At 59.7% G+C, this 23,067-nt stretch carries 15 protein-coding genes; 4 read left to right on the top strand and 11 right to left on the bottom strand.

Going from position 1 to position 23,067, the window contains the following annotated elements:
• Nucleotides 1-157: 157 nt before the first annotated feature.
• Entirely contained in the window at nt 158-1,522 is a 1,365-nt protein-coding gene (locus AC6H1L_RS09395) for a hypothetical protein (protein WP_497601234.1), read from the top strand.
• A gap of 92 nt (nt 1,523-1,614) precedes the next feature.
• On the opposite strand, the gene AC6H1L_RS09400 is transcribed toward AC6H1L_RS09395, so the two are convergent.
• From AC6H1L_RS09400 to AC6H1L_RS09425, 6 genes are all read right to left on the bottom strand, one after another.
• The gene (locus tag AC6H1L_RS09400; protein WP_497601235.1) at nt 1,615-2,832 is read right to left on the bottom strand and encodes an acyl-CoA dehydrogenase family protein; all 1,218 of its coding nucleotides are present in this window, start codon (nt 2,830-2,832) and stop codon (nt 1,615-1,617) included.
• Nucleotides 2,833-2,922: 90 nt separating this feature from the next.
• Nucleotides 2,923-3,654 carry a dienelactone hydrolase family protein gene (locus AC6H1L_RS09405; RefSeq protein ID WP_497601236.1) on the bottom strand — a complete coding sequence of 244 codons (732 nt, stop codon included), beginning with the start codon at nt 3,652-3,654 and terminating at the stop codon, nt 2,923-2,925.
• Between the two features lie 213 nt (nt 3,655-3,867).
• Complete coding sequence (locus AC6H1L_RS09410; RefSeq protein ID WP_497601237.1) at nt 3,868-4,548, bottom strand: MauE/DoxX family redox-associated membrane protein; 681 nt, start codon at nt 4,546-4,548, stop codon at nt 3,868-3,870.
• 27 nt (nt 4,549-4,575) lie between these two features.
• Nucleotides 4,576-4,866, bottom strand: a complete 291-nt coding sequence (locus AC6H1L_RS09415) for a hypothetical protein (protein WP_497601238.1) — start codon at nt 4,864-4,866, stop codon at nt 4,576-4,578.
• A 618-nt stretch (nt 4,867-5,484) separates the two neighbouring features.
• Complete coding sequence (locus tag AC6H1L_RS09420; RefSeq protein WP_497601239.1) at nt 5,485-6,099, bottom strand: TlpA family protein disulfide reductase; 615 nt, start codon at nt 6,097-6,099, stop codon at nt 5,485-5,487.
• 478 nt (nt 6,100-6,577) lie between these two features.
• Entirely contained in the window at nt 6,578-6,793 is a 216-nt protein-coding gene (locus AC6H1L_RS09425) for a hypothetical protein (protein WP_497601240.1), read from the bottom strand.
• A gap of 227 nt (nt 6,794-7,020) precedes the next feature.
• On the opposite strand from AC6H1L_RS09425, the gene AC6H1L_RS09430 reads away from it, so the two are divergent.
• Nucleotides 7,021-8,229: a helix-turn-helix domain-containing protein gene (locus AC6H1L_RS09430; protein ID WP_497601241.1), complete on the top strand. Its 1,209-nt coding sequence runs from the start codon at nt 7,021-7,023 to the stop codon at nt 8,227-8,229.
• A 60-nt stretch (nt 8,230-8,289) separates the two neighbouring features.
• Here AC6H1L_RS09430 and AC6H1L_RS09435 read toward each other — a convergent pair whose 3' ends face one another.
• Together AC6H1L_RS09435 and AC6H1L_RS09440 are read right to left on the bottom strand one after the other, a co-directional pair.
• The gene (locus tag AC6H1L_RS09435; RefSeq protein ID WP_497601242.1) at nt 8,290-10,878 is read right to left on the bottom strand and encodes a DNA polymerase domain-containing protein; all 2,589 of its coding nucleotides are present in this window, start codon (nt 10,876-10,878) and stop codon (nt 8,290-8,292) included.
• A gap of 437 nt (nt 10,879-11,315) precedes the next feature.
• Nucleotides 11,316-12,779, bottom strand: a complete 1,464-nt coding sequence (locus AC6H1L_RS09440) for a hypothetical protein (RefSeq protein WP_497601243.1) — start codon at nt 12,777-12,779, stop codon at nt 11,316-11,318.
• An 884-nt stretch (nt 12,780-13,663) separates the two neighbouring features.
• Between AC6H1L_RS09440 and AC6H1L_RS09445 the strand changes: the two genes are divergently transcribed.
• Nucleotides 13,664-14,071 (top strand): zinc-ribbon domain containing protein, encoded by a 408-nt coding sequence (locus AC6H1L_RS09445; protein ID WP_497601244.1) that lies wholly within the window; start codon nt 13,664-13,666, stop codon nt 14,069-14,071.
• A 278-nt stretch (nt 14,072-14,349) separates the two neighbouring features.
• Here AC6H1L_RS09445 and AC6H1L_RS09450 read toward each other — a convergent pair whose 3' ends face one another.
• Together AC6H1L_RS09450 and AC6H1L_RS09455 are read right to left on the bottom strand one after the other, a co-directional pair.
• Complete coding sequence (locus tag AC6H1L_RS09450; RefSeq protein WP_497601245.1) at nt 14,350-15,552, bottom strand: phospholipase D-like domain-containing protein; 1,203 nt, start codon at nt 15,550-15,552, stop codon at nt 14,350-14,352.
• Nucleotides 15,553-15,860: 308 nt separating this feature from the next.
• A complete protein-coding gene (locus tag AC6H1L_RS09455; RefSeq protein ID WP_497601246.1) occupies nt 15,861-18,140 on the bottom strand; it encodes a S53 family peptidase in 2,280 nt (759 codons plus the stop codon).
• A 638-nt stretch (nt 18,141-18,778) separates the two neighbouring features.
• On the opposite strand from AC6H1L_RS09455, the gene AC6H1L_RS09460 reads away from it, so the two are divergent.
• Nucleotides 18,779-20,083, top strand: a complete 1,305-nt coding sequence (locus tag AC6H1L_RS09460) for an MFS transporter (RefSeq protein WP_497601247.1) — start codon at nt 18,779-18,781, stop codon at nt 20,081-20,083.
• Between the two features lie 93 nt (nt 20,084-20,176).
• On the opposite strand, the gene AC6H1L_RS09465 is transcribed toward AC6H1L_RS09460, so the two are convergent.
• Nucleotides 20,177-22,951 carry a BACON domain-containing protein gene (locus AC6H1L_RS09465; RefSeq protein WP_497601248.1) on the bottom strand — a complete coding sequence of 925 codons (2,775 nt, stop codon included), beginning with the start codon at nt 22,949-22,951 and terminating at the stop codon, nt 20,177-20,179.
• Nucleotides 22,952-23,067: the final 116 nt, after the last annotated feature.

Below are 23,067 nucleotides of genomic sequence, written 5' to 3' on the forward strand. Positions count from 1 at the left end.
CCTGAAAGCGCGTAAATGCCTGATCTCCGCAGGCACCCGGCCTGGCGCCTTGCAGCCAACCGCCACAAGGCAACATATCCAAGCAGCACCTGACCCTACGAAGCGATCTATCTCCGCCAGCCAGCTAGCTAGCTAGCTAGAGAAGCAAGGAGCCATCATGAGACATCTTGCAGCAGTGCTTGCCGCCTGCAGCCGGGTTCTGATCGCAGGTATCCTCTGGATAGGCGTTCGGCTTTTTCACAAGATCGAATTTCACGGTCTGGAGCACCTGCCCGCGCGAGGGCCTGTCTACTTTGCGATGGCCCATAAACGCGACGTCGACCCCATGATCGAGGTGCCCACGATTCTGGCCCGCTGGAACTGGCGAGCCGTCACCCGAGACGTGCTCTTTGCCATTCGCAGCGATGCCTTTGCGCCGCGCTTCCTCAGCCGCATTGTCCCCGAGCCGGCCTGGTTCTCACGCCTCATCGGGTTCCTATCGCTGGGGGGGTTTCTGCGCTTCATTGGCCTGCGCCCAATTGAAAACATCCACCTGCGTCCCATCGAGCTATGGCTACGTAACGCCCTCCAGAGCGAGGGCGATCGCCCAGCGGGCGAGATTCTCAGCCCGGCTTTCCTCCAGCAATGGGCGCGCAACACCGGCGAACAGCTCCAGCGTTTGGCCACCGTTCCTTTATCGCGTCTGCTTTCCTGGCATTATCGCAACATTCTGCGCCGACTCAGCGGGGCCGAGATCTTCCAGCCAGAGGTATATTGGCGCGTCAAGAACCAGGTGCTAGAGGAATTGAGGCAGCAGCTCAGCACACTTTCGGCCTGGCTCGCCCGCGGTGGCTCACTCTGGGGGGCGCCAGAGGGTCAGCTCTCGCCCGATGGCCGCGTCGGCCCGCTCACTGCCGCCCCTCACCGCCTTTTGCGCGGAGGGCCACCAGAGACGCGCGTTGTTCCCATTGCCATCATGTACGATTTCATGACAGTGCGCCGCCGCAAGCGGGTCTTTGTCAGTCTGGCGCCGAGCATTGAGCGCGCGCCTCAGCTTCCGCAACGCGAGCTGTACGACCGGATTCGCCGCGCCTGGTTACTGAGTGCGCACTTTACTTGCACCCAGCTCGCCAGCGGCTTCCTTGTCCAACGCAGCAAGGAAGGGCGACCTTTCTTCACTCTGGATGAGTTGGTTACAGCTATTAATCGTCAGGCGCTGCAATTGAAGCGTGCCGGCAGGCATGTCGACCGACGTCTGCTTAAGGCTCGTAGCGTGCGCCGGCTCGCCCGCTATTACCTCAAGTACGCCGCGCGCCGGCGGCTGGTGCGCCGGACGGGACGGCGTACCTGGAAAGCGACTATTGGCGGCCTCAGCATCCAGGTGGGACGCGGCGAGCCTGGCTATCGTCAGGCTCCTCTGGCCTATGCCTGGAATGAGCTACAGGACCTGCTCAGCGTCGGAGCCGCCGGCTCGTCCTCTGTCTCCGCTGTCAGCGCCAGCACCAGCGCTAGCACCGCCCACCCCAGCGGCCAGGCAAGCTGAGTCTGGCCGCAAGCGGCGCCGGTAGCAACCAGCAGCAGCCGGAGCAGAGATATCGGGAGAGCTGGCGGCAGGCTCCAGGCGTCTGTAGCTGACTATGCCTGCGGCAGGCGCTGCTCACGCAGGAGCAGGCGCGCTAGCGAGCGCTTATGAACTTCATCGGGGCCGTCGACAATGTGCAGGGTACGCCCGTGGGCCCACATCGAGGCCAGGGGGAAATCGTCGCAGAGGCCCGCCGCGCCGAAGACCTGAATCGCTCGGTTGACGACGTTGGTGAGCACTGTAGGCGCGACTATCTTGATCATGGCGATTTCCTTCTGCGCCGCTTTCTTGCCCAGGGTGTCCATCATCCAGGCGGCTTTGAGGGTTAGCAGGCGCGCCTGCTCAATCTCAAGATGCGATTGGGCGATCCATTCCTGGATAACGCCCTGCTCTGCTAACGGTTTGCCAAAGGCTACACGCTCTTGTGCCCGACGACACATCAGCTCTAGCGCATATTGGGCCGCTCCGATGGCCCGCATACAGTGATGAATGCGCCCCGGTCCCAGGCGTGCCTGAGCGATAGCGAAGCCGCTCCCTTCTTCCCCTAGCAGGTTGCTCACTGGCACGCGCACATTGTCGAAGCGAATCTCACAGTGGCTTTCGTTATCTAGATAGCCCATTACTGGCAGGCTGCGCACAATGGTGACGCCCGGGGTGTCGCGCGGCACCAGGATCATGCTCTGTTGACGGTGACGGTCGGGATGGTGGGGATCGGTCTTCCCCATGACGATGAAGATTTTACAGCGTGGGCGCGCCGCTCCCGAGATCCACCATTTGCGCCCATTAAGGACATATTCGTCGCCCTGACGCTCAATGGTCAATTGGATGTTGGTGGCGTCCGAGCTGGCTACGTCTGGCTCTGTCATGGCAAAGGCTGAGCGGATCTCTCCCTCAAGGAGGGGTTTGAGCCATTGCTCTTTCTGCTCCGGTGTGCCGAACTCCGCCAGGATCTCCATGTTGCCAGTGTCGGGCGCCGCACAGTTGAAAACTTCTGAGGCCCAACTGACGCGCCCCATGATTTCGGCCAGAGGGGCATATTCGAGGTTGCTCAGGCCCGGCCCATAGCGCGGATCGGTCATGAAGAGATTCCAGAGGCCTGCGGCTTTCGCTTTCTGCTTGAGTTCGTCAACGATTTCAGCGTGGTGATGGGGATTACCCGAGGCCTCTATCTGGCGCCGATAGGTCTCCTGGTTGGGATAAATATAGCGCTCCATGAAGTCAAGGAGACGCTGCCGCAGCTCATTGACTCTCTCGGAATAGGTGAAATCCATCGTTTGCTCTCCTTCGTCGGGGAACGGAACAACTAATAGCAGACCCCTCGCATCTGCAGGCGCGTGCTTCGATTCTGATCTGATCAGCCCTTAGAGCGCCTGGGCTTGCGGCGCCAGGACATGTTCACGGAAGAAGGACAGCACGCGCTCCCAGGAGTCTTGCGCAGCTTCGGGGTGATAGTTGGGGCCACGATCGTTAAAGAAGGAGTGCTTCGCTCCCGGATAGATCTTGATATCGTGCGGGACCTGGTAATGGTCAAGGGCTTCGTCGAGTTTGCGCCCTGCCGCTGCGGTGAAGTCTTGCTCAGGGTAGGAGCCAACCACTGGACAGGCGCGCCTGACGGCCTCTAGCGGCCGCGGATTCATACCGTAGAAAGGGGCGATCGCTCGTAAACGTCTGTCGGTGCAGGCCCAGGCGATCGCCAGGCTGCCGCCCATGCAGAAGCCAATGGCCCCGAGTCGCTGACCGTCGACCGCCGGCTGCTGTGCCAGAAAATCGAGGGCATGGCGGAGGTCACGCACGCCCCGATGATTGAGCGAGTTGAAGATGAGACCGCTCATCATACGGAACATGCAAACGGTACGGTTCCCGCTTGAGAAGAGGTCAACGGCCAGGGCTACGTAGCCCTCGGCAGCTAGACGCAGCGCGATATCTTTGATGTTGTCGTTGAGGCCATAGATCTCGTGAATCACGACTACGCCAGGGTAGGGACCTTTCCCTCCCTCTCTTTGTTCACCGCTTGCGGTCGGCAGTGCCAGAAAGGCGGTGAGCTGCCTCCCTTCCGAGGGGAACGTGACTATCTGCGTCACAGGTTGAGCCATCTGGGGGTCTCCTTTGCATGGCCGCGTATTTCTTTGCCTGCTCAAATTATAGCCTCTTCCCGCCAACCGGCTTCAAGCCTGGCTGTCATCATTGCCGCGCTAGAGGGGGAGCGAAGCGCGGCCCAAGACCGCCGGCCAACGCTGGCCGGGCCGGCAGTGAGACCAGAGAGCTTGCTAGTGTCGTCAAACGCAGGTACGCTGCCTGTCAGGCGGTCAGGCAGGCCCGCGCAGTCGCTTGAGCACGGTCCGCGTGGTGCTAACCAGGGTGCCCATGATGACCAGGCTCAGCGCTAAGAGAGCGATGGGGAGGGCGCCGTCCCTCCAGAGCTGGCCCTCTGCCAGCGCCTTGCCTGTCAGCAGCCTATCCAGGCTAAAGGGATCGGCAGGTGTGAGCGCCAGGAAGAGAAGGAAGAACGTCAGAAACAGATTGCGTGCAATTAATAACCAGGAAAGAGGCTCATCGCCTAGAGGACCGCCACAGTGGCAACTGAGATCACGGCGTCCTCGGAAGAGATTGATCGATATAGCGAGGCTAAAGAGGAGGAGTAGACCAGTGGAACAGAAGGCTGCTGGCATGCACCAGGCGCCCGCGAGCAATAGGAGAGCAAGGCAGCATTCCAGCAGAGCGATGGTCAACGCCAGTAGCCCCATCAAGCACTCATTCGCTTCCAGCCAGGCAGGCAGCACCCGATAGGCCCGCAGGCCTTCACGAAAGGCAGACAAATCTTTCAGCTTCTGGGCGCCGGTCAGCAGTAGCAGGACCCCGATGACCAGGCGCCAAAAGAGACGCAGCTCAGCAATTGCCAGCATCATGCTCACCCTGGCCTTGACTTCTTCCTTGACCGGCCCATAGCCGTTCACCTTGCCAGGGCTGTCTGCGCTGCAGGCAGCCATGTCGCCCGTTGGTTGGGAGGGGTTCCCTTACTTCTTGCGACGGCGCTCCAGCTCTGTATTCATGGCCCGCGTTGCGCGCAGAAACAGCTCATCGCTGGAGACTCCTCGGGCCGGGCTAATGATATAGGCCATCTCCTCAGGATGCTTGCCGGCTCGGAGCGGCTCCCAAACCTCAAGCACAATGCGCCCCAGGTAACGCTGATTAGGAGTGCTGCCGATGATCGGTTTTCCTTCCAGGCCGCGAAAGAGATCGTGGCCACGTGCAAGATAGGCCGTTGGTCGTGGTCCCTGCGACTCGGGCTGTTGCTGATTGGACATACCGCTCTCTCCTTTCATCCCGCTTGCTCGTGAGCCTTACCAGCCCGCAGCCCGCCAGGTGATAGCACCGGCAGGGTCAGGCAGACCGCGCAAGTGCGCCTGCGGCACCTGGGTGGTTGCTCCCAACGCGGAGGCTTTTTCTCCTTCATTCCTGATCGTCTAGCGTGATAGCCTGTCTTTCTAGCAGGCCTCACAGACACAGTTCGGAATGTAGCCAAGAATCCACAGCAGATGCGAACGAAAAGCGACTGGAATGCAGGCATCGCAACCCGCCAGACAGGTGCAGACGCAGCCCGTATCGCAGGGACAGCAACAAGCAGAGAAGCACGGGTCACAGGTACCTGTACATTCGGGGCAGCCGAGATCTGGCGTTACCGCTCCGGGTTGAGCATAAGCCAGCGCCGCGGTGGCTGAGGCCGGTTGCAGCAGTTCAAGCTCAAGACCAAGAAGCGCACCCAGGAGTACAAGCCCAAGACGAGACAGTCCCCCCAAAAAGCCCCGCCGCGACTGCCTCATCAGCCCCTCGATCAGACGGTCATTGAGGCTTCGACTCGTGCGGTGCGCTTGCCTCTCCTCAGTCATGCCGAGGCCTCCTTTCGCCTGGCCCTCTCTCTTCACTCACTGGATCTGTGCTATAGGTATCCGTGGAAGCAGCGAATGATCCGGTGGAGCTACGCGCAAGGTCAAGTAGAGCCAGTTTGGTCCAGGATTGCGCGATTGATCCAGCACGTGCCCATTCTCATCCAGTGCCAGGCCCACTGGAATGGAAGCCACCAGATAGCTCCGTGCCACCAGAGCCTGAGCATCAACGAGTACTGTTATGCCTTCGCGCTCTAGCAACGTGCCCGCCATTAGTCGCACCTCAGCCGGCTGGCCATAAATCACAGCGATAACCATCCAACCCAGCGCCGATAGCCCACCAGGACGGCTGGCCAGCTCATCGAGCTGAGCCACGATAGCCCGACAGGTAGTGCAGGAGGCCGAGAGTAGCAGCAAGAGGACCTTGCGCCCACGTTGGAGAAGCTGCCCCAGAGAGAGCGCTTGACCAGCCAGATCGGCCAGCGTAAAATCGCTGACTTTGTCGCCAGCCTCGAAACGGGTCACCCGAACGCTAGCCTGACCTAAACGGCTCTGGAGGACACCAAGATAACGCAGGATAGCAAAGACGATGCAGTAGAGCACGATTAAGAGGAGCCATTGTACGAGGAAGACAACAAGCCATAGCCCTGTCATTATCTGGCCCTCCTGTCGTCTCGCATCTCGCCTTGCCTCTCAGTCTGGCAGTAATCGATAGAAAGACTGTCTGCCCGGCTTATAATACTACTCCTTATTCTTAGTAGAGGATAGCATAAAAAACTTCTATGTCAATTCACAGTGTCTGAATAAATTTTCTGGTGATGCCTTCTCTGCCCAACTTCAGCACCCCTGCTCGGCGGCAGCAGGCAGCCGGGCGGAGCAACTGCCAACGGCCAGTCAGTAGATAGTTCCCAGGTAGCGAGCAGGAAGACAATGCGCAGGGAGGCAGGGGGGCAGGTGGGGATCACCAGGAGCGCCCGACTCGCAGCCGCAGCCTCTGCTCCGCTGGTGAGCCCTGGGAGACAGGCGATCCCCTCCGTGCGCCGATCGTCGCTGGATCTGGCGATGATCCTGAAATAGGTGAATAGGGGAAATGAACCATAAGAGCGTCTGTCGAAAGGGGTTCCTTAGCCGGCTACCTGGCTCGCCAGACCTCTAGAGCGATAGCAGTCGCACGCTCCTCGCCAACCAGGCGGGCCAAGCGCTTATGGCAGCGCTCCATATTGCGAATACGGGCCGTAATAAACCGATGCTGAGCTGCGCCTGTGGCCAGCCCCGTCAGGCCCCGGCGAGCGGCTTCATATTCGTCCTCCAGGCGCTTTCTCAGCCGTGCGATCTCGCTCTCATGCATGCTTCTGCCTCCTGTTACACAAGATGCTCACAGAAAGCGTAATCTTTTCTCACGTTGCCAACTATGCTACAATCCTCATCGGAGCATGCGATCGTTTCTATTTAAAAGCATAGAATCTCTTTGCATCTTTGCATACAAACAGACTAGTTAGTATGCGGGACGACGTCCCTGGGGGAGCAGACGCCCATCATAGCGTGTCTTCGACGAGCGGCAGAAAGGAGGTCACCATGAGCGCGGGTGGCTATCATTATGGGAAGATCATCAGGAAGTACCGCGAGCGGCGCGGCCTGACGCAGCAAGAACTAGCGGAGCACTGGCCCCGGGCGCGCGGGGGAACAGGCGTTGACTGGCGCTACGTCCAGGCTATCGAATATGGCAAGAAGCGCATCGCTGATCCGAGCACCCTGCGCCGCCTTTGCGAGCTATTGGAGATCCCTCCGTGGGAATTCGGACTTTCCTCTTACGACCCTTTTCATCCCCAGGCTCCCCAGCCTACCAAAAACCATCTCTTTGAAGAGACCCTTACGGTCGCAGAGGCTCTCCTCCGGCAAACACTAGCCATGCGACGCCTGGCGCCCCTTCCCGAAATAGAGCAACAGGTAGAGCGCCTGGGAAGCTTTCTGGCGGCCTGCCGCAGCGAGCTTCCTCCGCCCCTCCGCCTGGAAAGACGTCTACAGACGCTTCACATCCAGTATCACAGCCTCGTTGGCCTTATGCACTATGAGCATCGCCGCTACGATCGCGCACGCAGCACTTTTCAAGAGATGCTGAACGCTGCACGGGCGGCAGAGGACCCAATACTGACCGCTCACGCCCTCCAAAAGCTGGGAGTGGAGCTAAAGCGCATTGGACGACACCACGAGGCCATCCACGCTCTGGAAGAAGCGCGAGAGCTGGCCTTCAAGGTGAGCAAACCGCTGGCGGCCTTTACCAGCGCCTATCTTAGCCAGATGTATGCCATCGCTGGAGATGCCCTGCGTTTCGAGCGCACCATTGAGCATGCTATCGCCCTGGCTGAACCTCTCAAAGGCGCCTACGGAGACGGGAGCGACTTCGTCTTTCATAAACTCAGTGGCCTCTTCCTTTTGCGCTGCCGCGGCTACCTCTATACGAATCAGCCGCAGAAAGTCCTGGAGAGATATGAGGAGCTATGCCGCCAAATCTCCCTTGATAGAAACCTCTGGCTTGACTACCGTCTCCATCTCTACCGGGCCCAGGCGCTCTTGCGCCTGCGCGAAGTCGAGGCCAGCCTCGCCGAGGCGCGCGCCTTTCTGCAGGCGGTCACCGGCTGGCAATCCCCTCACCGCTTAACCAAAGGCTACGAGCTGCTGCATGAAATAGAGCGTGCAGGCTATAATGACCTGGCAAGCGTACGCGCTTTTCGTCAGGAGCTTCTAGAAGCTCTCCGACAGGCCCAAAGCGAAGCTCCCCAGTGAGCCCACCGAGCCGACCAGGCAATCAGGCCCGGCAGGGAGGCCAGGATCACCAGAACCGGGCTAAGGGCCGTCTGCCTTTACCTCTGACTCGTCTGGCGTCCTGGCCCCTCCCTGAGCGCCCTGCGGCAGTTGACAGCGAATCCAACGCGGCTGAATCTGCTCCAGAGGCCTCGCCTCAGCGAAGAGCGAGAGCTGACGATCCTCCCGAAACAAGGCCTCAAAATCCTCGGGAGCGAAGGCCTTGCGCAGGCGCGCCGCGTAAGAGCTTGTCAGCAAGCGAATATAGTACTCAACATCATAGTCACGGCGCTCCGCCAGCTCCTTACTACTCTGGCGCGCGCGCTCCATCGTCACTAGCGGCGTCTCTTCCTCAGCCGAGGTAGACGCCAGCGTCAGCCACTCCTGGCCGGCAGGCACCTCCTCCGTATGCTCATCCGGCAGCCACACATACTGTCTCTCGGCAGTACGATAAAAACGCACTCGCTCGCCGGGGAACCAGTGGCGGCGACCAGCTCTGATCAGCGCCTCATAGGCCGGCTCCTGATGCGTCTGACGCGAAGCAAAATAGGCCTCGGGCGTCTTCGTCAGCCGCACCTGGGTCGCCACATCCGCCGCCGGCAAGGCTCGCGAGCGCAAAGCCTCGACCGTCTCCAAATACGCTGCCCGCACCTCATCCACCTTTCCCAACATTGTCGCCAGCAGAGCGCGGCGTAAAAAGCGCTCACCGAACGGCTCGGCACGGCTGGAGCGCAAGGCCACTCCGTGGACAATCAAGCGGCCATCATAGGTCAGCAAAGCATAATTTTTGACTTCATGGCTGAACATGGCCCGATAGCGTCCCTCATACTCCAGGCGGATGCCTGGCGGCAAGCTGGCCCCGATCTCAGCTACTAAGGCCCGCTCCTGCTCCTCACCCCACTCAGGTGGGACCGCAAAATAGACGCCATCGGTATCGGCCTCAATCAAAGCCAGCCCCCGCGCGCGCAGCGCCTCCACTACCTGATCTAGAATCGCGCGACCACGGCGCGTCACCTCAGCCGCGGCCTGAGCATCGGCGAAAAGGGCCATTTTCCCCGCTCCCATATAGCCGTAGGCAGCATTGATCAAAATCTTCATCGCCGCCTGAGTCGCTGTATGATGATTGGCCTCAATCGAGCCAGGAGGAGCCTGGCGGGCCGCCTCCTTATGCTGCAGACGCAGATCCGTCAGACGTCCCAAGATGCTCAAAAGCACCCCCAAGCGATCACAGCGCGGGCCGATAGCAAAAGTACGCATCAACGACGGGTAGAGCGAAGCCACATCCGCCTTGACCACATGCTCAGCCACACCGGTGGCAAAGAGATGGACCGCCCCCCCCTCGTACAGGCCATCGCTTTGGGCCTCCTCTCGGGAAGGAGATGGCAAGGCCGCCCCGGCGCGCAAATAGCTGCGCACCAGAATCGGCTCCAGCACGCCCATCGCTGGCCCTGCCGAGACCAGGCGCTCATAGCGGCGCGGCGCCATGCTCGCCAAAGCAAACGGGGCTCCGAGCAAGCGACGCGACAGCCCATCCACCTCCTCAACATCATCTAAGGCGTAGCGACGCACCCGCTCAGGATCGCGTCGATAGGTCTCGACTATATCCATCCCCGCAATATAGGTGCGCTCCGCCGAAGCGATCCCAAAGTAGCGCGCCACATCCTTCAACGCATAGCTCGGCATATCGCGCACCACAAAATCGTGACGGCGTACCGCATCAAGCGTATCGACCAGCTCACGACCGGCCACACTATAGCGCACGCGCCGGCGCGCCTCCGGCCCGATCACCAGCGTCTCCTGATAGCGATGCAGCCGCCGTGCCGCTTCCGGCGCCCCCTGGCGCCCCAGCACTAACGGCACCCCGAGCACGCGCGCCCGCTCTTCCAGAAACGGCAGATCAAAGCCAAACAGATTATGATTCTCAATCACATCAGGGTCGCGCTGGCAGATCAAGTCACACAACTCACGAATCAGGCGCGGCTCGTCCTCTTCATGGGGCGCCTCTAATGTTGTCGCCAGGCCACGATTATCGCGCACCGCGGCCAGAAAAATGCGCCCCCGATGGGGATCAAGCGCCGTCGTTTCCAGATCAAGCTGCAAGCGATGCAGATGCTCATAAGCCAGGCCCCGAAAATAGACCTGACCGCTCTGCATCAAATACTGCTCCACCGGTCCGACCGCATAGTAATGCTCTAGCTCAGCCAGCGAGGCCAACCGCCGCCCCAAACGACGCCTGGCCCCCTGGAGCAGCGCCCGCTCCAGACGGTTGAGATCATCGCAGAACAGCAGAAAACGATAGGTCCCCTCCGGGCCATCCAACTCGCGATAGTAGATCAGCCCCGGGGGCGAAGCCGGGAGAGGAGGAGGCAAGCTCTCCACAGGGCGCAGACGCTTGCCCATATACTCCAGATCCACAAGAGAGGTTGTCAGCACCCACGGCCAAAAGCGCTCTTGTACGCACAGTACGCGCTCCCCCTCGCGCCGCCAGACCACAGCCTCGCCACTGCGATTAGCCCAGACCGAGACAATGCCTGGCGTGGGATTCCATCCAAAAAGATACTCATCTTCTTGCCTTTGCGAGCGGAGCGTTGCCGCCTCAAGATTGCTGACAGCACCCTCAGCACGAGCCATAGTCATCAGTCTTCTCGCTGCTCATTGGCGAGAATTGAGGGTCCAAACACCTTTAACTTTTGTTCTAACTAAGCTTAACACGTTCAGGCGCCAGGGCGCAAGTGAACCAAACATATTGGTAAGCTATTGATCGGCAGCTAGCTTAAGAAATGCACGGCGAGAAGCTGATCAGATAGAGAAGAGAAAAGAGGCCTGCTTGAAAGGCCGGGGCAGAAGGCTCACGGTGGGATGTGAGCGCTCTTCTACCCCGGCAGTGGAGAGGGAGGCAGACCGCCGGGAAATTCCGTTAAGGGAAGGGATGAAACTATCTGCTTGAGAGCAGAGCTGCAGCTCAGGCCCGGCCACACTCTGCAGTCCCAGACTGAAACGGTCTCCGCCCCCAAGGCGGTCTGCCTGCTATGGCTCGTAGAATCTGCTCAGCGCACGCAGGCCCTGGCTCAACCCTGTTGGGGCTGAACCGTGCCCCGGCGCGTACATTGGATGACGACCTGATGATTGGCCTGATCCAGCGTGAACGTACAGGGCGCCCCATTGATCGTCACCGTACCGGAGCAGCCCTGAATGACACGCCCATTGACCGAGCAATTCACCGTCGTCCCCTGACCACCATTCCCCCCACCGTTACCGCCGCCGTTCGGGACATTAATGGTCGCGTCAATAGCCACACCATTGGCATCGGTCGTCACAGTAATTGGATCGGGCAAATTAATCAGCGCTTGACAGTTCAACTCCTGATAGGTTGTCACAAAGCGCTGAGCCAGGAAGGTAAAGAGCGAGTTAGCCGCCCCCGCGTCAGGCGACGGGCTAGCCTGGGTGAACTGCTGGTCGAGCTTGAGGCGGGCCGGCGCAATATTGACCAGATTCTGACAATAGGTTGCCGTGCTGGCCTGATTCAACGAGGCCACAGGAGCCTGATCAACCCCCACGCGATAGGCATTCAGTTTCCGCAGATCAGGCTGGCCATTGTTCAAAACCATCGGATCGCCAGCAGGTACTAGAGCCACAGGCTGCTTCTGATAGAGAGCCGCTTGCAGCTCGTTGAGCGGCAAAGCAGCAACCATATGACCGGGATCAGCCAGATCGGGTGCCATCCAGGGCGTGCAACCGAGGGCGCTATCGAGGCCGATCGACAGCAGGCGCTCATCGCTGCCATTGGTCTGCACCTGGGCCCCTTGCAGAGCCGCCGCATTGGCCGCTGTCATTTGAGCAATGCGCCCATCGGCGGTCACCAAATACTCGGTCACCACATTGTCACTCTGATCCTGGTCAACCAGGCTGAAATCGCGCGTTGTCGGGCAGGGCTGGCCATCTTTGGCCGTACCGATCGGGGGAACCTTCAGCCGCCCACTGCGGATAGCATAATTGGCCGCCGCGAAGAAGGCCGGGGCATTGCAGTAGGCAAATTGACCAAAGATACTGCCGTTGACTCCGTTCACGCAGCGCCCCTGCCTGAGACTGCCGTTGTTGTCAACCAGAGTCAGATTGTCGCCATTGAAGCCAAACCAGAGCGCGACTATAGCCCCTTGCGGCAACTTAGGCGGTGTAGGCTGGATCGCTGGCTGCGTGCCCTGATCAATAACTAACGGGTTATAAATAGAGATCTGCCCTGTGCGGGGATCAAGTATGGCCCCCTGGACAAAAGCCGCCTGCGCCGGATTGGCTTCATGACAAGGCCCATTGGCCGGATTGGTCGCAACCAGTTGATAGGGCGTCGCCAGTCCCTGGGCGCTGAGGGGGTTAGGTGGTACGATGAGCGAACAATCGGTATTGTCGTCAGCCGCTCGCGAGGTCAGGTGAGGCAGCACCACAACCCCCGCCGCGATCAGCAGCAGCAGTAAAGGAATGCTCACCCCCACCAGGATCGGCCAGCGGCGACGCGCTCTCCGTGAACTGTCGTACATTGATAGCGGTGCGTGCTTCCGGGACATAGTGTCTGGTTACCTTTCCTTCTCAGAGGATGATGCCGCGCCTTAGCGGACATCGCCAGTGTCTTGCCAGACTACTGGTTATGGAAATACAACAGCATAAGAGCCTGAAGAAGAATGAAAACAATCTCCGCCTCTCGCTCACTCTGCTACTCCCCCGCTGTCTCTACATCCGCCCCTCCTCTGCTGCGCCCCCAACCCCGACCCGCCAGCGAGCACTACGACATAGGCTGGTTCCTGTTCAGCCAGCCCTATACAAGGATACTGCAGGTGATATGATCTATGCGCATCTACCAATTGGAAGCTAATAAAAAAGTACCGGTATGGAGTTAAGAAATCTTAACCATGCTCCTGGTTTCTTCAGGAAATCAGTACCAGGGAAAAATTTCCTGTAAAGGCTCAGTATTTTGTACGTGTAAAGCTTCTTCTAAGGCCGGGCTAGCCAGATCTGGGCGTGCATGGGCGGCCTCTTTTGAGTTGAGCGCAGAGAGGAGAGCCAACGAGCCACTGAGATGGGCGTGGTCCGCTGTTGTGTTGGTTTTGCTTCCTGCCAGCCGGGTAGAGCAGGGGGGTAAACGGGAAAGGCCCGCGAAATTCACGCAAAGTTAACGCCTTAGCTGATTGTATTTTAGGATGGGCGTGGTATAATGTCAGTGTGATCGGGGATCTGACAATCCTTCAGTAGCAGTTCAGGTGCTCCTCACCTGCCGCTCAGGACTTCCCCATAAGAGATCACCACAGGCAGACCTTCTGGCGGGAACCAGGCGAATACTAACTGCAGCCGGACCGTAACAGTCGGTTCATTCAGCCCAGTGTGTTCAGAGGAGCGAACACAGAGTACAGAAGAGGTTTTTTTACCCATGATGTCTTACGAGGATTATCAGGATCGCGTTCTTACCTGCCGTGATTGTGGTCAGGACTTTGTCTTCTCTGCCGGCGAGCAGGCTTTCTTCGCCAGCAAGGGGCTAACCAATCCCCCGGCGCGCTGCCCTGACTGCCGCGCCGCCCGCCGCAATGGCTCCCGTGGTCAATCTTCGCCCCGTTCTTCGCGAGAGCAGTACGAGGCCGTCTGCTCTAACTGTGGACGGCAAACCACCGTTCCTTTCCTCCCCCGCGATGATCGCCCTGTCTACTGCAGCGATTGTTACCAGGAGGTTCGTTCGTCCCGCGGTGGGCGCCGCGATGAGAGTCGGAGCTATAGCTACTCGGGCAGCTACGAGGGTGGTCACGGTCGCGGACGCGAGCGCCGCGGTGGACGCCGCTGGTAGCTTTTATCAGGCAGGCAGGTAGGTAGGTAGGGGCGACCTTTCTGCCTTCCTCTCTACTGCCTGGTTGCGCTTCATCTCCCGGCGACGGTCGATACTCGTCTGCGAGTCCCTCGGCATCGCCCGGCTCTAGTGCTCTTCGCAGCGCAGCGCCGCAGCCGGCAGGCAAGTAGATAGACAGACAGGCGCCCTCTTCCTGGGAGCAGGTGCTCTGCTCCCAGCAGCGAAAGGGAGGCAGGACGGAGGCTTGGGGCTTCCGTTCTACCTCCGTTCTTGTTTGTCTACCTCATCTCACCTATTCCGAGGCCGACTGGCAGCGAGCCGGTCCTTACGAGGGGATTGCCTGTCTGGTTAGCCGGACGATCGGTCTCGATCGCTTGCGCCACGGTCTGTGAGGCCTCCCAGTCAGTCTCAAAGGTCGCCTGAAGCGTCGTCAGCACCTTTGTATCGGCGACCAGGATGCCCACTTCCCGATTGCTGTCCAGGCCCGGCGGCGAGCAATTCTCTGAGCCGATAAAGGCCTCCTGCCCGTCAACCACCAGCATTTTGGCATGCATATAGAGCTGACCATCTTCGCGTACCGCTACTCCACCCTGCAGTAGTGCTGCAACGCCGTCCGCGTTGGGATCTTCTCCCTGGCGCGGCAGGGGCAAGATGACCTGCACTCTGACCCCTCGCCTTTGCGCAGCGATGAGCGCAGCTTCGATTTGGTGATCTTTCATCTCCTCCTCCTCAATCAGTAGGGTGTGCTGCGCTTCCGAGATCAGCCCCTGGAGAACCGTGCGCGCATTGCCCGGACTAATGACCAGGTGAGCATTATTGAGTAGAGGGCCAGTGGTCGCGCGCTGCCAGTCGGCTTCGAAGAGTGCGCGCAGGCTGCTCACATCCTCGGGCCGGGGATCGATAATCCCGTACTCGCGGTTGGCGCCGCTACGGTTGCCTCCGAGAGCTGCGCGGCTAAAGTTACCGGTCATGATATAGGCGCGCTGATCATCCACGATCATCAGTTTGGCATGGGTGAGAGGAAAAGCGGGATTCGTGTAACGGGCCAGAACGCCGGCGCTACGGAGCTGCTCTATAGTACGCTCGGGCGAGCCGCCGCCGTAGGGATGAGGCTCTAGCATCACACGCACGGTCAGTCCCCGTCTTGCCGCCTCTTCTAGAGCCTGAATGATGCGATAGTCGGTGAGCAGGTAGATTTCTATGGCAAGCGTGTGCCGGGCATTGGCAATAGCCGCTAGAATGGCGCTCTCGCCGGCCTCCGGCTCAACAAAGACCTGAACCCCGGTGACGCCTGGGTTAGGAGTGGTCGCAACTGGCAGGGATCGGGCAAGGCGCTGCTGAGCTGGAGGTCGCTGCGCTGCCAGAACCGCTGCTGTTGGCAGCCAGGCCAGCCCGGCAAGGAGGTAGAGCGCCAGCAATAATACGCAGAGAAGAGGAGGCAGCCAGGGCCAGCCTCTGCGGGGCAGATACGACTTTGCCATGTCTCCTGGCTCCAATGATAAGTCTACAGTAGCCGCACCGCCGCGGGTAGGCCAGCAGTCACCATATCAACACAACATAGGCCGCTGGCGTATCCGGTGAGCGGGTTTTATAGCCAGTATAGCGCTCGCCCAAAGCGAGAGACGCGGCAGGGCAGCTAGCCCCTGCCTGGTGGGAACTCTTGGTTCGGCCCGAGCCAGTCGAGGCTACTTCCACGGCAGAAGAACAGAGTGAGGGCGGAGCGCCATTGCTCCGCCCTCACTCTGTCGGAGGCAGATCCACGAGGAGCTAGTACGATCAGGAGGCTCGCTCAGGAGTGTGTATCGTTCAAGGCCACGTCATCCACGAAGAAGTTGGTGACCAGCGACGAATCGGTCGTCCCCTGGAAGTAGACCTGAATCTGCTTCCCGTAGTAGCTGCTCAGCGCCGAGGTCAGATCAAAGGTGTACTGTGTCCAACCAGAGGCATTGGCGTTACACCTGGTTTGCACAGTTGTGATCGTTGAGCCACTGGAACTACGAATACGCACGTAGAAGTAGTCGTAGCAGGTGCTGCCCGACTCCTGGGTGCTGATATAGAGCCAGTAGCTTAGAACGACCTTAGTCGTGGTGCTGGGCAGAGTGACCGTTTGCCAGATCTGATCATTGCAGTTGTTATAGCCGCAAAGGTAGGCGCTGTAGCTACCCGTATGCGGGTTTGTGGAGTCAACGATCTCGTATCCTCCAGAGGAAGATTCCTGCCAGGAGGAGCTGCCGCTCTCAAAGCCAGCATTGCTGAGTAGCTGGGTGGTAGTGCCACCGCCGCCACCGCCACCGCCGCCACCACCGCCGCCGGAGGTACCAGCGACGTCGCGGGCGAAGTTCCAGACGTCGGGCGAGCCGATGCCGGTCGCCAGATCGTAGCCCGTGGTGGCTGAGTAGTAGAGGTTATTGCCACTGGTGATGTCGTGATAGGCGCTATAGGTCTGAGTTGTATTATAGAGGCGGTAGATGGTAGCGCTGGCCGAGCCAAGGGTAGCCTTGCCTTGCGAGGCCAGGTACTGGTTGACATCAGCCGCTACGCCAGCCCACAGCGGAGCTGCCGCGCTTGTGCCGCCGACAGTCAGCCAGCCTGAGCTAGAGCAGCCAGACGCAGCGACAGTACAATAGACCGAGTAACCGGTAGCCGGGTCGGCATCAGCCGAGACATCGGGCACCATGCGATTGGCATTTGTCAAGTTGGGTCCGGTCTGATAGGAAGGGCGGGCAAAGTAGGAGCTGATACCACCACCGCCGCCCGAGCCATGTGGGCTACGCTGGGTATCGCTGGGGTTCGACCAGGCTGACTCACTGCTGTAGGTACCGCCGCTGCCGGTGACCAGATGGGTACCACCGACGCCCACCACATAAGGATCATCGGCAGGTGAGTCTACCGCCAGGCTGTTGTTATCGCAGTCGTAGGCGCCCGAGTCGCCAGAGGCAGCGAAGAAGGCCTGACCTTGGGCAGCACCTTGCTTGAAGATGTTGTCAAGCGTGGCTAGCTCCGAGGTTCCTGCCGCCGCCTCACACTCGCCCCAGCTAATGCTGACAACCTTAGCCAGGTTATCGGTTACAATGCGGTTATAGGTATCGTTGACTCCCGTGACGGTGTTGGGGCCAATGTAGATTTTCTGGTTCGCTCCCGGTGCGATGGCCGAGACGACTTCCATGTCCAGCTCAACCTCAATCGCTCCCGAGCCAGGGGTGTTTGTCGCACCATCGACCAGCACATTGGAATACTTCGCTGAGCCGAGTCCATAATAGCTCAGGTAAGCATTAACGTCTGAGGCGCGGTAGCCATCCAGCTCGAAGATGGCGACGGTCTGGCCACTTCCGTTGTTTCCCCCGTTGATGAGCGAGTTCATATCATAAGCTGTACGCAGCTCGCTGGGGGTGTAGCCACCGCCAGGACCAGTGTGCGGGGCCTGGCCGGCGCTGAGACGCTGTAAGCCCAGAGGACGATAGTGGGCCACGTTGTCGAGTCCAGCAATGTTAAGGATGAGGCTACCTAGCTCCGCCGGTACGGATGGTTCGCCGGTCGGCGCATAGACGGTGCGATTCCCCATTTGATAGTCGGCCAGCGTGATAGCAAAGGCCTGCTCAATCTGGGCGACGCTGCCACTGGCATTGATGAGTGTGCGGTTAGGTGAGACTCCAGTGACGCGCAACCCCTGGGCCTTCAGGTAGGCTACTACGCGGTTGACGCTCTCCTGCGTCGGCCCAAACATCTCGGTGAACTGCTGCGGCGTGAGGTAGTGGTGATAGAGCGGCGAGTTTGGGTCATTCTGGGCCGCAAGCAGGGCGTCGAGTTGGGCTTCGTTGCGTAGTTTGAGCGCAATCGAAAGCTGCAGGGTATGGTCAGCACTTTCGCTGTGTAGCGGCTTGTGATTCCTTAGCAGGGGAACCATGTGCCCACGGATCAGACTCCGGTTGGTTGGGGCCTGACCGTGAAGCTGGGCAAAAGCGGCGGACGGTCCAACAAACAGGAGCAGAGCCACCACGCCACTGGCACAGAGCGCAAGTAGAACGAGGGCGAGGCGGCGTGCAGATCGGAAGAATGTTGCGATGTTCATCGGCACCTCTAGCTTGCAAGATCGGTACAACAGTGTACCGCTAGACTTGGCCGGACAACATGGTCAGAGACAGCCTATCATCTGGTAGTACAGGCAAAAGGTGGATCGGATGGGAGGTAGACAGTCAAAAACACCCTCCCTTAGACGCTAAGAGGATTCGTCGGGGACTGAGGCAGACACCTCCTTTACATGTTGAGCAATCTTCTTGCTCTGTTCGACAGAAGGCTCTCTGTAGTAGCAAAAAAGACTACAGACACAGAAGAAACTCTACCAGTGGTTCATACAACGGAAGCAGCTGGCACCGGGGAGCCATGTTCCCCGCTTGCTTCCTTTATACAAGACGAGCCTGTAGTTAATAATACCGATGCAGATCACGTTTGTCAAGTATATAGGACCCGGGGCATAGATACCGTCATCTCTTCCGTTTGCACAGAAACGCTAAAAAAGCGCAAGGAGGCCACGAGAAGGAAAAGAAAGCAGCCCGGAGCGACCTTTGTCAAGGCCCTTCCCTGTAGATCAACATGTCAAGGGGGAACCCGGCTGATAGCTCGTCAGGAGGGAGCGAAGAAGTATAATTACTATCAGATGTAGAAATTTAGATCATAAGCACAAGAGAGCGGCCCACATCCGTGAACCGATTGTCTACCACTTCCACAGCTCGCAACAACCTGCCTGCCGCCGAGCGCAGGCGGCTCAGCACCTTTCGTGCTCTGCGCCATCGCAACTATCGTCTGTTATGGATCAGCCTGATCGTCTCCTCGGTCGGGACCTGGATGCAGATCGTTGCTCAGAGCCTACTCGTTCTTAAATTGACCCACAATTCCGCGCTAGCGCTGGGGATCGTCTCGCTTGCCCAGGCCAGCGCCTTTCTGCTCTTCGCTCTCATTGGGGGAAGCGTCGCCGATCGCCTCGATCGCCGCCGACTGTTGCTCTGTACGCAGAGCATCTCGATGGGGCTGGCCTTTCTGCTCGGGGTGCTCACTTACACTGGCGTCATCCAGGTCTGGATGATTGTTCTCATTGCCTTTTGCAACAGCACAGTTTTGAGCTTCGACCAGCCGGCGCGCTCCGCCCTCATCCCTCAGCTTGTGCCCCGCGAAGACCTGATGAACGCCATTTCTCTGCAGTCGGCGGTCTTTAACGGGGCGGCAGTTATTGGTCCATCGCTGGCAGGCCTGACCATCGGCCTCATTCACTACGCTGGCAACTTCTTCCTCAACGCCCTCAGCTATCTGGGTGTCCTCGTCGTGCTCTTCATTTTGCGCGTTCCTCCGGGGGAACATCCAGGTCAAGGCCAGGCTCTGGCTGCGAGCGCCAGCACTGGCAACCTGCTGCAAGCGATCCGCGAGGCACTTGGGACGATCAGGCGCGACGCTGTCTTACCCTGGGTTCTGGCCGCCTATGGGGTTTTGCTTTTTTTCAATCCCTCAGCGGCTATTATCCTCCCTTACTTCTCAGTCCAGGTGCTCCATCTGACACCGCTTGAACTTGGACTGCTCTTTTCCGCCTCGGGCGTTGGCACAGTGGCGGGGGCCCTCGGTCTGGCCTCCCTTGGCGAGGTCAGGCGCAAGGGCCGTGCGCTTATTTTAGCCTTCATCCTCTGGACCGTGGCCCTGCTTGCGTTTGCCCTGAGCCACCGCTTCTGGCTCTCGCTGCTGTCGCTCTTCATTGTTGGCGCCATGCAGAATGTGATCGCAGCCACCACGATCACCCTGATGCAGACGCGCGTTCTTCCTCAGATGAGGGGGCGCGTCATGAGTCTCAACACGCTGATGATCATGGCGATCAGGCCACTTGGCGACTTCTGCGCCAGTGGCCTGATCGCGCTCATCGGTGGCCCGCCGACCGTCGTTCTAGCGGGAGCCATTGTCGGCCTGCTCAGTCTCATCTTGCTCAGCGGGCGCCCAGCAGTTCGCTCTTTGGCAGAGCCCGGCTCTCCCTAGGAAAGGCAGGCTCCTCCTCTCGCCGGACCCGTGCAGCCTACTCGCAAGCGAAACGAAGTCAGCCTGAGGAGAGTTCCTTGATCTCAGCTTGCCTCAGCCTGGACTCACAGTGACCGTTACCACCTGGGGACTGCTCTGCAGCGGGTTCTGCCCGCCGTCGCTGGCCGTAATGGTGATTTGCCCACGCAGCGTCTTCAGCAGCAGACGTGGAGGCGTCACATAGACCGCGATCGTTGTGCCAGAACCGCTATCGCTGCCACTTGTCTGGCTGACATGCAGCCAGGAGGTGCTATCGCTATCGACGGCGGCGGCCCAGGCCACTGGGCGGGGACATCCGCCATCGATGTGCAACGAGAGCGTCTGTGGAGGTGGATTCGGCTGCAGCAGCGAGCTGGTAAAGCTTAATCCACTGGGGGTCACTTCCAGCACGCAGGGGGCCAGGACCGTCAGGGTGACGGTGACTACCTGTGCAAGCTGGCTGGGACTGGCCGGCGCTCCGTCGGCAGGTTCCAGCGAGACCGTGAACTGTCCGCTATAGCCTCCTGGCGCCAGGCCCGCCGGGTTCACAGCAACGCTCAAGCGTGTCGTCTGACCAACTGCCAGCATGCCGCTGAGCGGCGTTACATTGAGCCAGGGAGTCGCCACCGTATTGAGCGTCACGGACCACTGCAATGGATGCTGAGTAGCGCTCAGTAGCACAGAGCGCGAGGCAGGTGGCCCTCCCCCCTGCTCCACCGTAAAGCTCAGGCTACCGGGCGAGAGCACCGCCCCCAGCGGAGTACGTCCGGGTGTATCGGCGACAGCCGTCGTCGTGGAGCCGCTCGTCGCACTCTGCGGGACTCCCGAGGTTCGCAAATTCAGCAGGACCGCCACCGTCTGGGTCCGTTGCTGCATCGAGAAGAGGATAAAGCCGCTATAGGTGCCAGCATTCAACTCGTTGACAGCAATGCTGACACGGACACTCATCCCGTGGGTGGGATCAACGCGACCACTGGTTGGGTCAACCTTGAGCCAGCTCGCCGATGTAAATGCTTGCCAGTTGAGGCCCGAGGCGCAGCCCGGAGCCAGGCCCAATTCAAGCAATTGCTGGCTTTCTCCTATCTCCTGCCCCGGACCGATGGTAAACGTCAGGCTCTGAGCGCTCGGGGAGAGTCGACACGAAGGGAGAACCGTGAGCGAGGCCGCCAGTACCTGGGTCGTAGTCGACGCAGCGGCGTACGAGCTATTGAGTTGAATGACAGCCAGATAGAGACCAGGCAGCAGATGTCTCCCCTGGGCAGTGATCTCCACAGACAGGCTTTCACCGGCGGCTAGCTTGCCCTGAGCAGGCTTGAGCTGGAGCCAGTCGGCCCCGACCGCTAGAGGCGCTTGCTGACGCCCCTCCGGCGGCACCACGATCCGACTGGACCAGGTCATAGCTGCTTGCCCAGGATTAGTAAGGGTGACAAACTGCGCAGGAGGTGCCGGACCACCATCGGTGAGGGAGAAGGCCAGAGCTGCTGGTATGGCTGTGAGCGGCGGCGCCTGTCGCTCCGTGTCGCTCGCGGAGGCCGCCACGACGCGCATCGTGACCAGGATATGCAAAGAGGTACCACTATCAGAGCTGAGGGTAACAGTTCCACGATAGACGCCTGGTCGCAGATTGGCCCGCGATCCCGCAATCAGAATCGCCTGACGCTCACTGAGTACGCCCTGTGCTGGAGTAGTTAGCAGCCAAGGCTGATCAGTGCTGGCCGTCCATGACAGGCTGCCATCCCCACCGTTGCTCAACCAGAGCGGTGCTATGCTGTTGAGGCCCTGCACTCCTGTTCCCAGGTCCAGGCTGCTGCGGCTGACTTGCAATACCGGAGGGCGCAGCGGACCGCCAGCTACCACCTGAATCGTTGTGCTGGCAGTATAGTGTGTGGCGATGTCTTCGGCTTGAATGGTATGGTCCCCAGGACTCCAATCGCGTCCTATGGTCACCGTCACATCGGCGCTGCCCTGCGCTCCTAGCTGCACGACGGGGGCCATGCCAACTGGCGCCAGAGCTTCACCGACATCGTAACTGAAATAGACTTGAGCAAAAGCCCGAAAATGATCAAGGTGGAGATGCACGGATTGACCGGCCTGAACCAGCGCCGGCGTCGCTGTCAAGAATGGAGGTTGTGCCGCCGACAGGGCCGGCTGATGGACACTTGAGAAGCGAGAGCGAATGAGCCATCCATTCAGGCCAATGAGTACAAGCGCCGCTATTGTCAGCCCGACAAAGAGCCAGCGCACCCAGTGCCCGCGCCCTGGCCGCCTCCGCCACAGTGTCCAGCGTCGGCCATCTAAGGCGGAGAGGCTCCTCCTAGCGTCGCCACCGAGCGCTGGCCCGCTCTCTCGCGCGTTGCCCTCGCTATCAGCAGCAGACAGGCCGGCTACCGAGGTAGCGTGTACTGCCTCCGGCGCTCCGGTGTAGATGTCCTTGCTCGCCTGTGAGGCAGATACGTCTCCTTCTTCATCGCCTGTAACTCCAGAGGAAACCCGATCTTCAGGCCAGGCATAGCGTCGGGCCTTCCAGGACCAGCGCCAGGCGGGCTGACTTTGGTCCCAGTTACCTGGCTCAGGCTCCTGAGTCTCCCAGCCACCATTTTGACTTGTCCTCTGATCCAAAGATGGTCCCAGCCCAGAGCGCGTCAGTGGGTCAGCCCGCCCTTCCGGCCAATCGTCATCAGCGGCGCTCATGGGCACTGTCGGGAAACCACGCAGCGAGGGTGGAGGCCAGCCATCAGCGTCAGATAGGAGAGTCTCCTGCCGTGTTTCACCTTTTGGGGAAAACATCACTTCATGCTCGGCAAGGGCATGACGTTGCAGCAGCAGCGCCCGACATTCGTCGCAGAACACCACCCCATGCTCACATGGTCTGTTACAGTAGAGGCACCGATTCATTGTCACCAGACCCTTCCTACACTCGCAAGCCACATCCTATGATCAACCAAGATCGAATAGACAGCTCCAAT

It is taken from the genome of Thermogemmatispora argillosa (assembly GCF_059696725.1).

Coding starts and splice junctions, on each gene's coding strand:
- AC6H1L_RS09395 (WP_497601234.1), top strand. CDS start 158: ATGAGACATCTTGCAGCAGTGCTTGCCGCCTGCAGCCGGGTTCTGATC.
- AC6H1L_RS09400 (WP_497601235.1), bottom strand. CDS start 2,832: ATGGATTTCACCTATTCCGAGAGAGTCAATGAGCTGCGGCAGCGTCTC.
- AC6H1L_RS09405 (WP_497601236.1), bottom strand. CDS start 3,654: ATGGCTCAACCTGTGACGCAGATAGTCACGTTCCCCTCGGAAGGGAGG.
- AC6H1L_RS09410 (WP_497601237.1), bottom strand. CDS start 4,548: ATGGCTGCCTGCAGCGCAGACAGCCCTGGCAAGGTGAACGGCTATGGG.
- AC6H1L_RS09415 (WP_497601238.1), bottom strand. CDS start 4,866: ATGTCCAATCAGCAACAGCCCGAGTCGCAGGGACCACGACCAACGGCC.
- AC6H1L_RS09420 (WP_497601239.1), bottom strand. CDS start 6,099: ATGACAGGGCTATGGCTTGTTGTCTTCCTCGTACAATGGCTCCTCTTA.
- AC6H1L_RS09425 (WP_497601240.1), bottom strand. CDS start 6,793: ATGCATGAGAGCGAGATCGCACGGCTGAGAAAGCGCCTGGAGGACGAA.
- AC6H1L_RS09430 (WP_497601241.1), top strand. CDS start 7,021: ATGAGCGCGGGTGGCTATCATTATGGGAAGATCATCAGGAAGTACCGC.
- AC6H1L_RS09435 (WP_497601242.1), bottom strand. CDS start 10,878: ATGGCTCGTGCTGAGGGTGCTGTCAGCAATCTTGAGGCGGCAACGCTC.
- AC6H1L_RS09440 (WP_497601243.1), bottom strand. CDS start 12,779: ATGTACGACAGTTCACGGAGAGCGCGTCGCCGCTGGCCGATCCTGGTG.
- AC6H1L_RS09445 (WP_497601244.1), top strand. CDS start 13,664: ATGATGTCTTACGAGGATTATCAGGATCGCGTTCTTACCTGCCGTGAT.
- AC6H1L_RS09450 (WP_497601245.1), bottom strand. CDS start 15,552: ATGGCAAAGTCGTATCTGCCCCGCAGAGGCTGGCCCTGGCTGCCTCCT.
- AC6H1L_RS09455 (WP_497601246.1), bottom strand. CDS start 18,140: ATGAACATCGCAACATTCTTCCGATCTGCACGCCGCCTCGCCCTCGTT.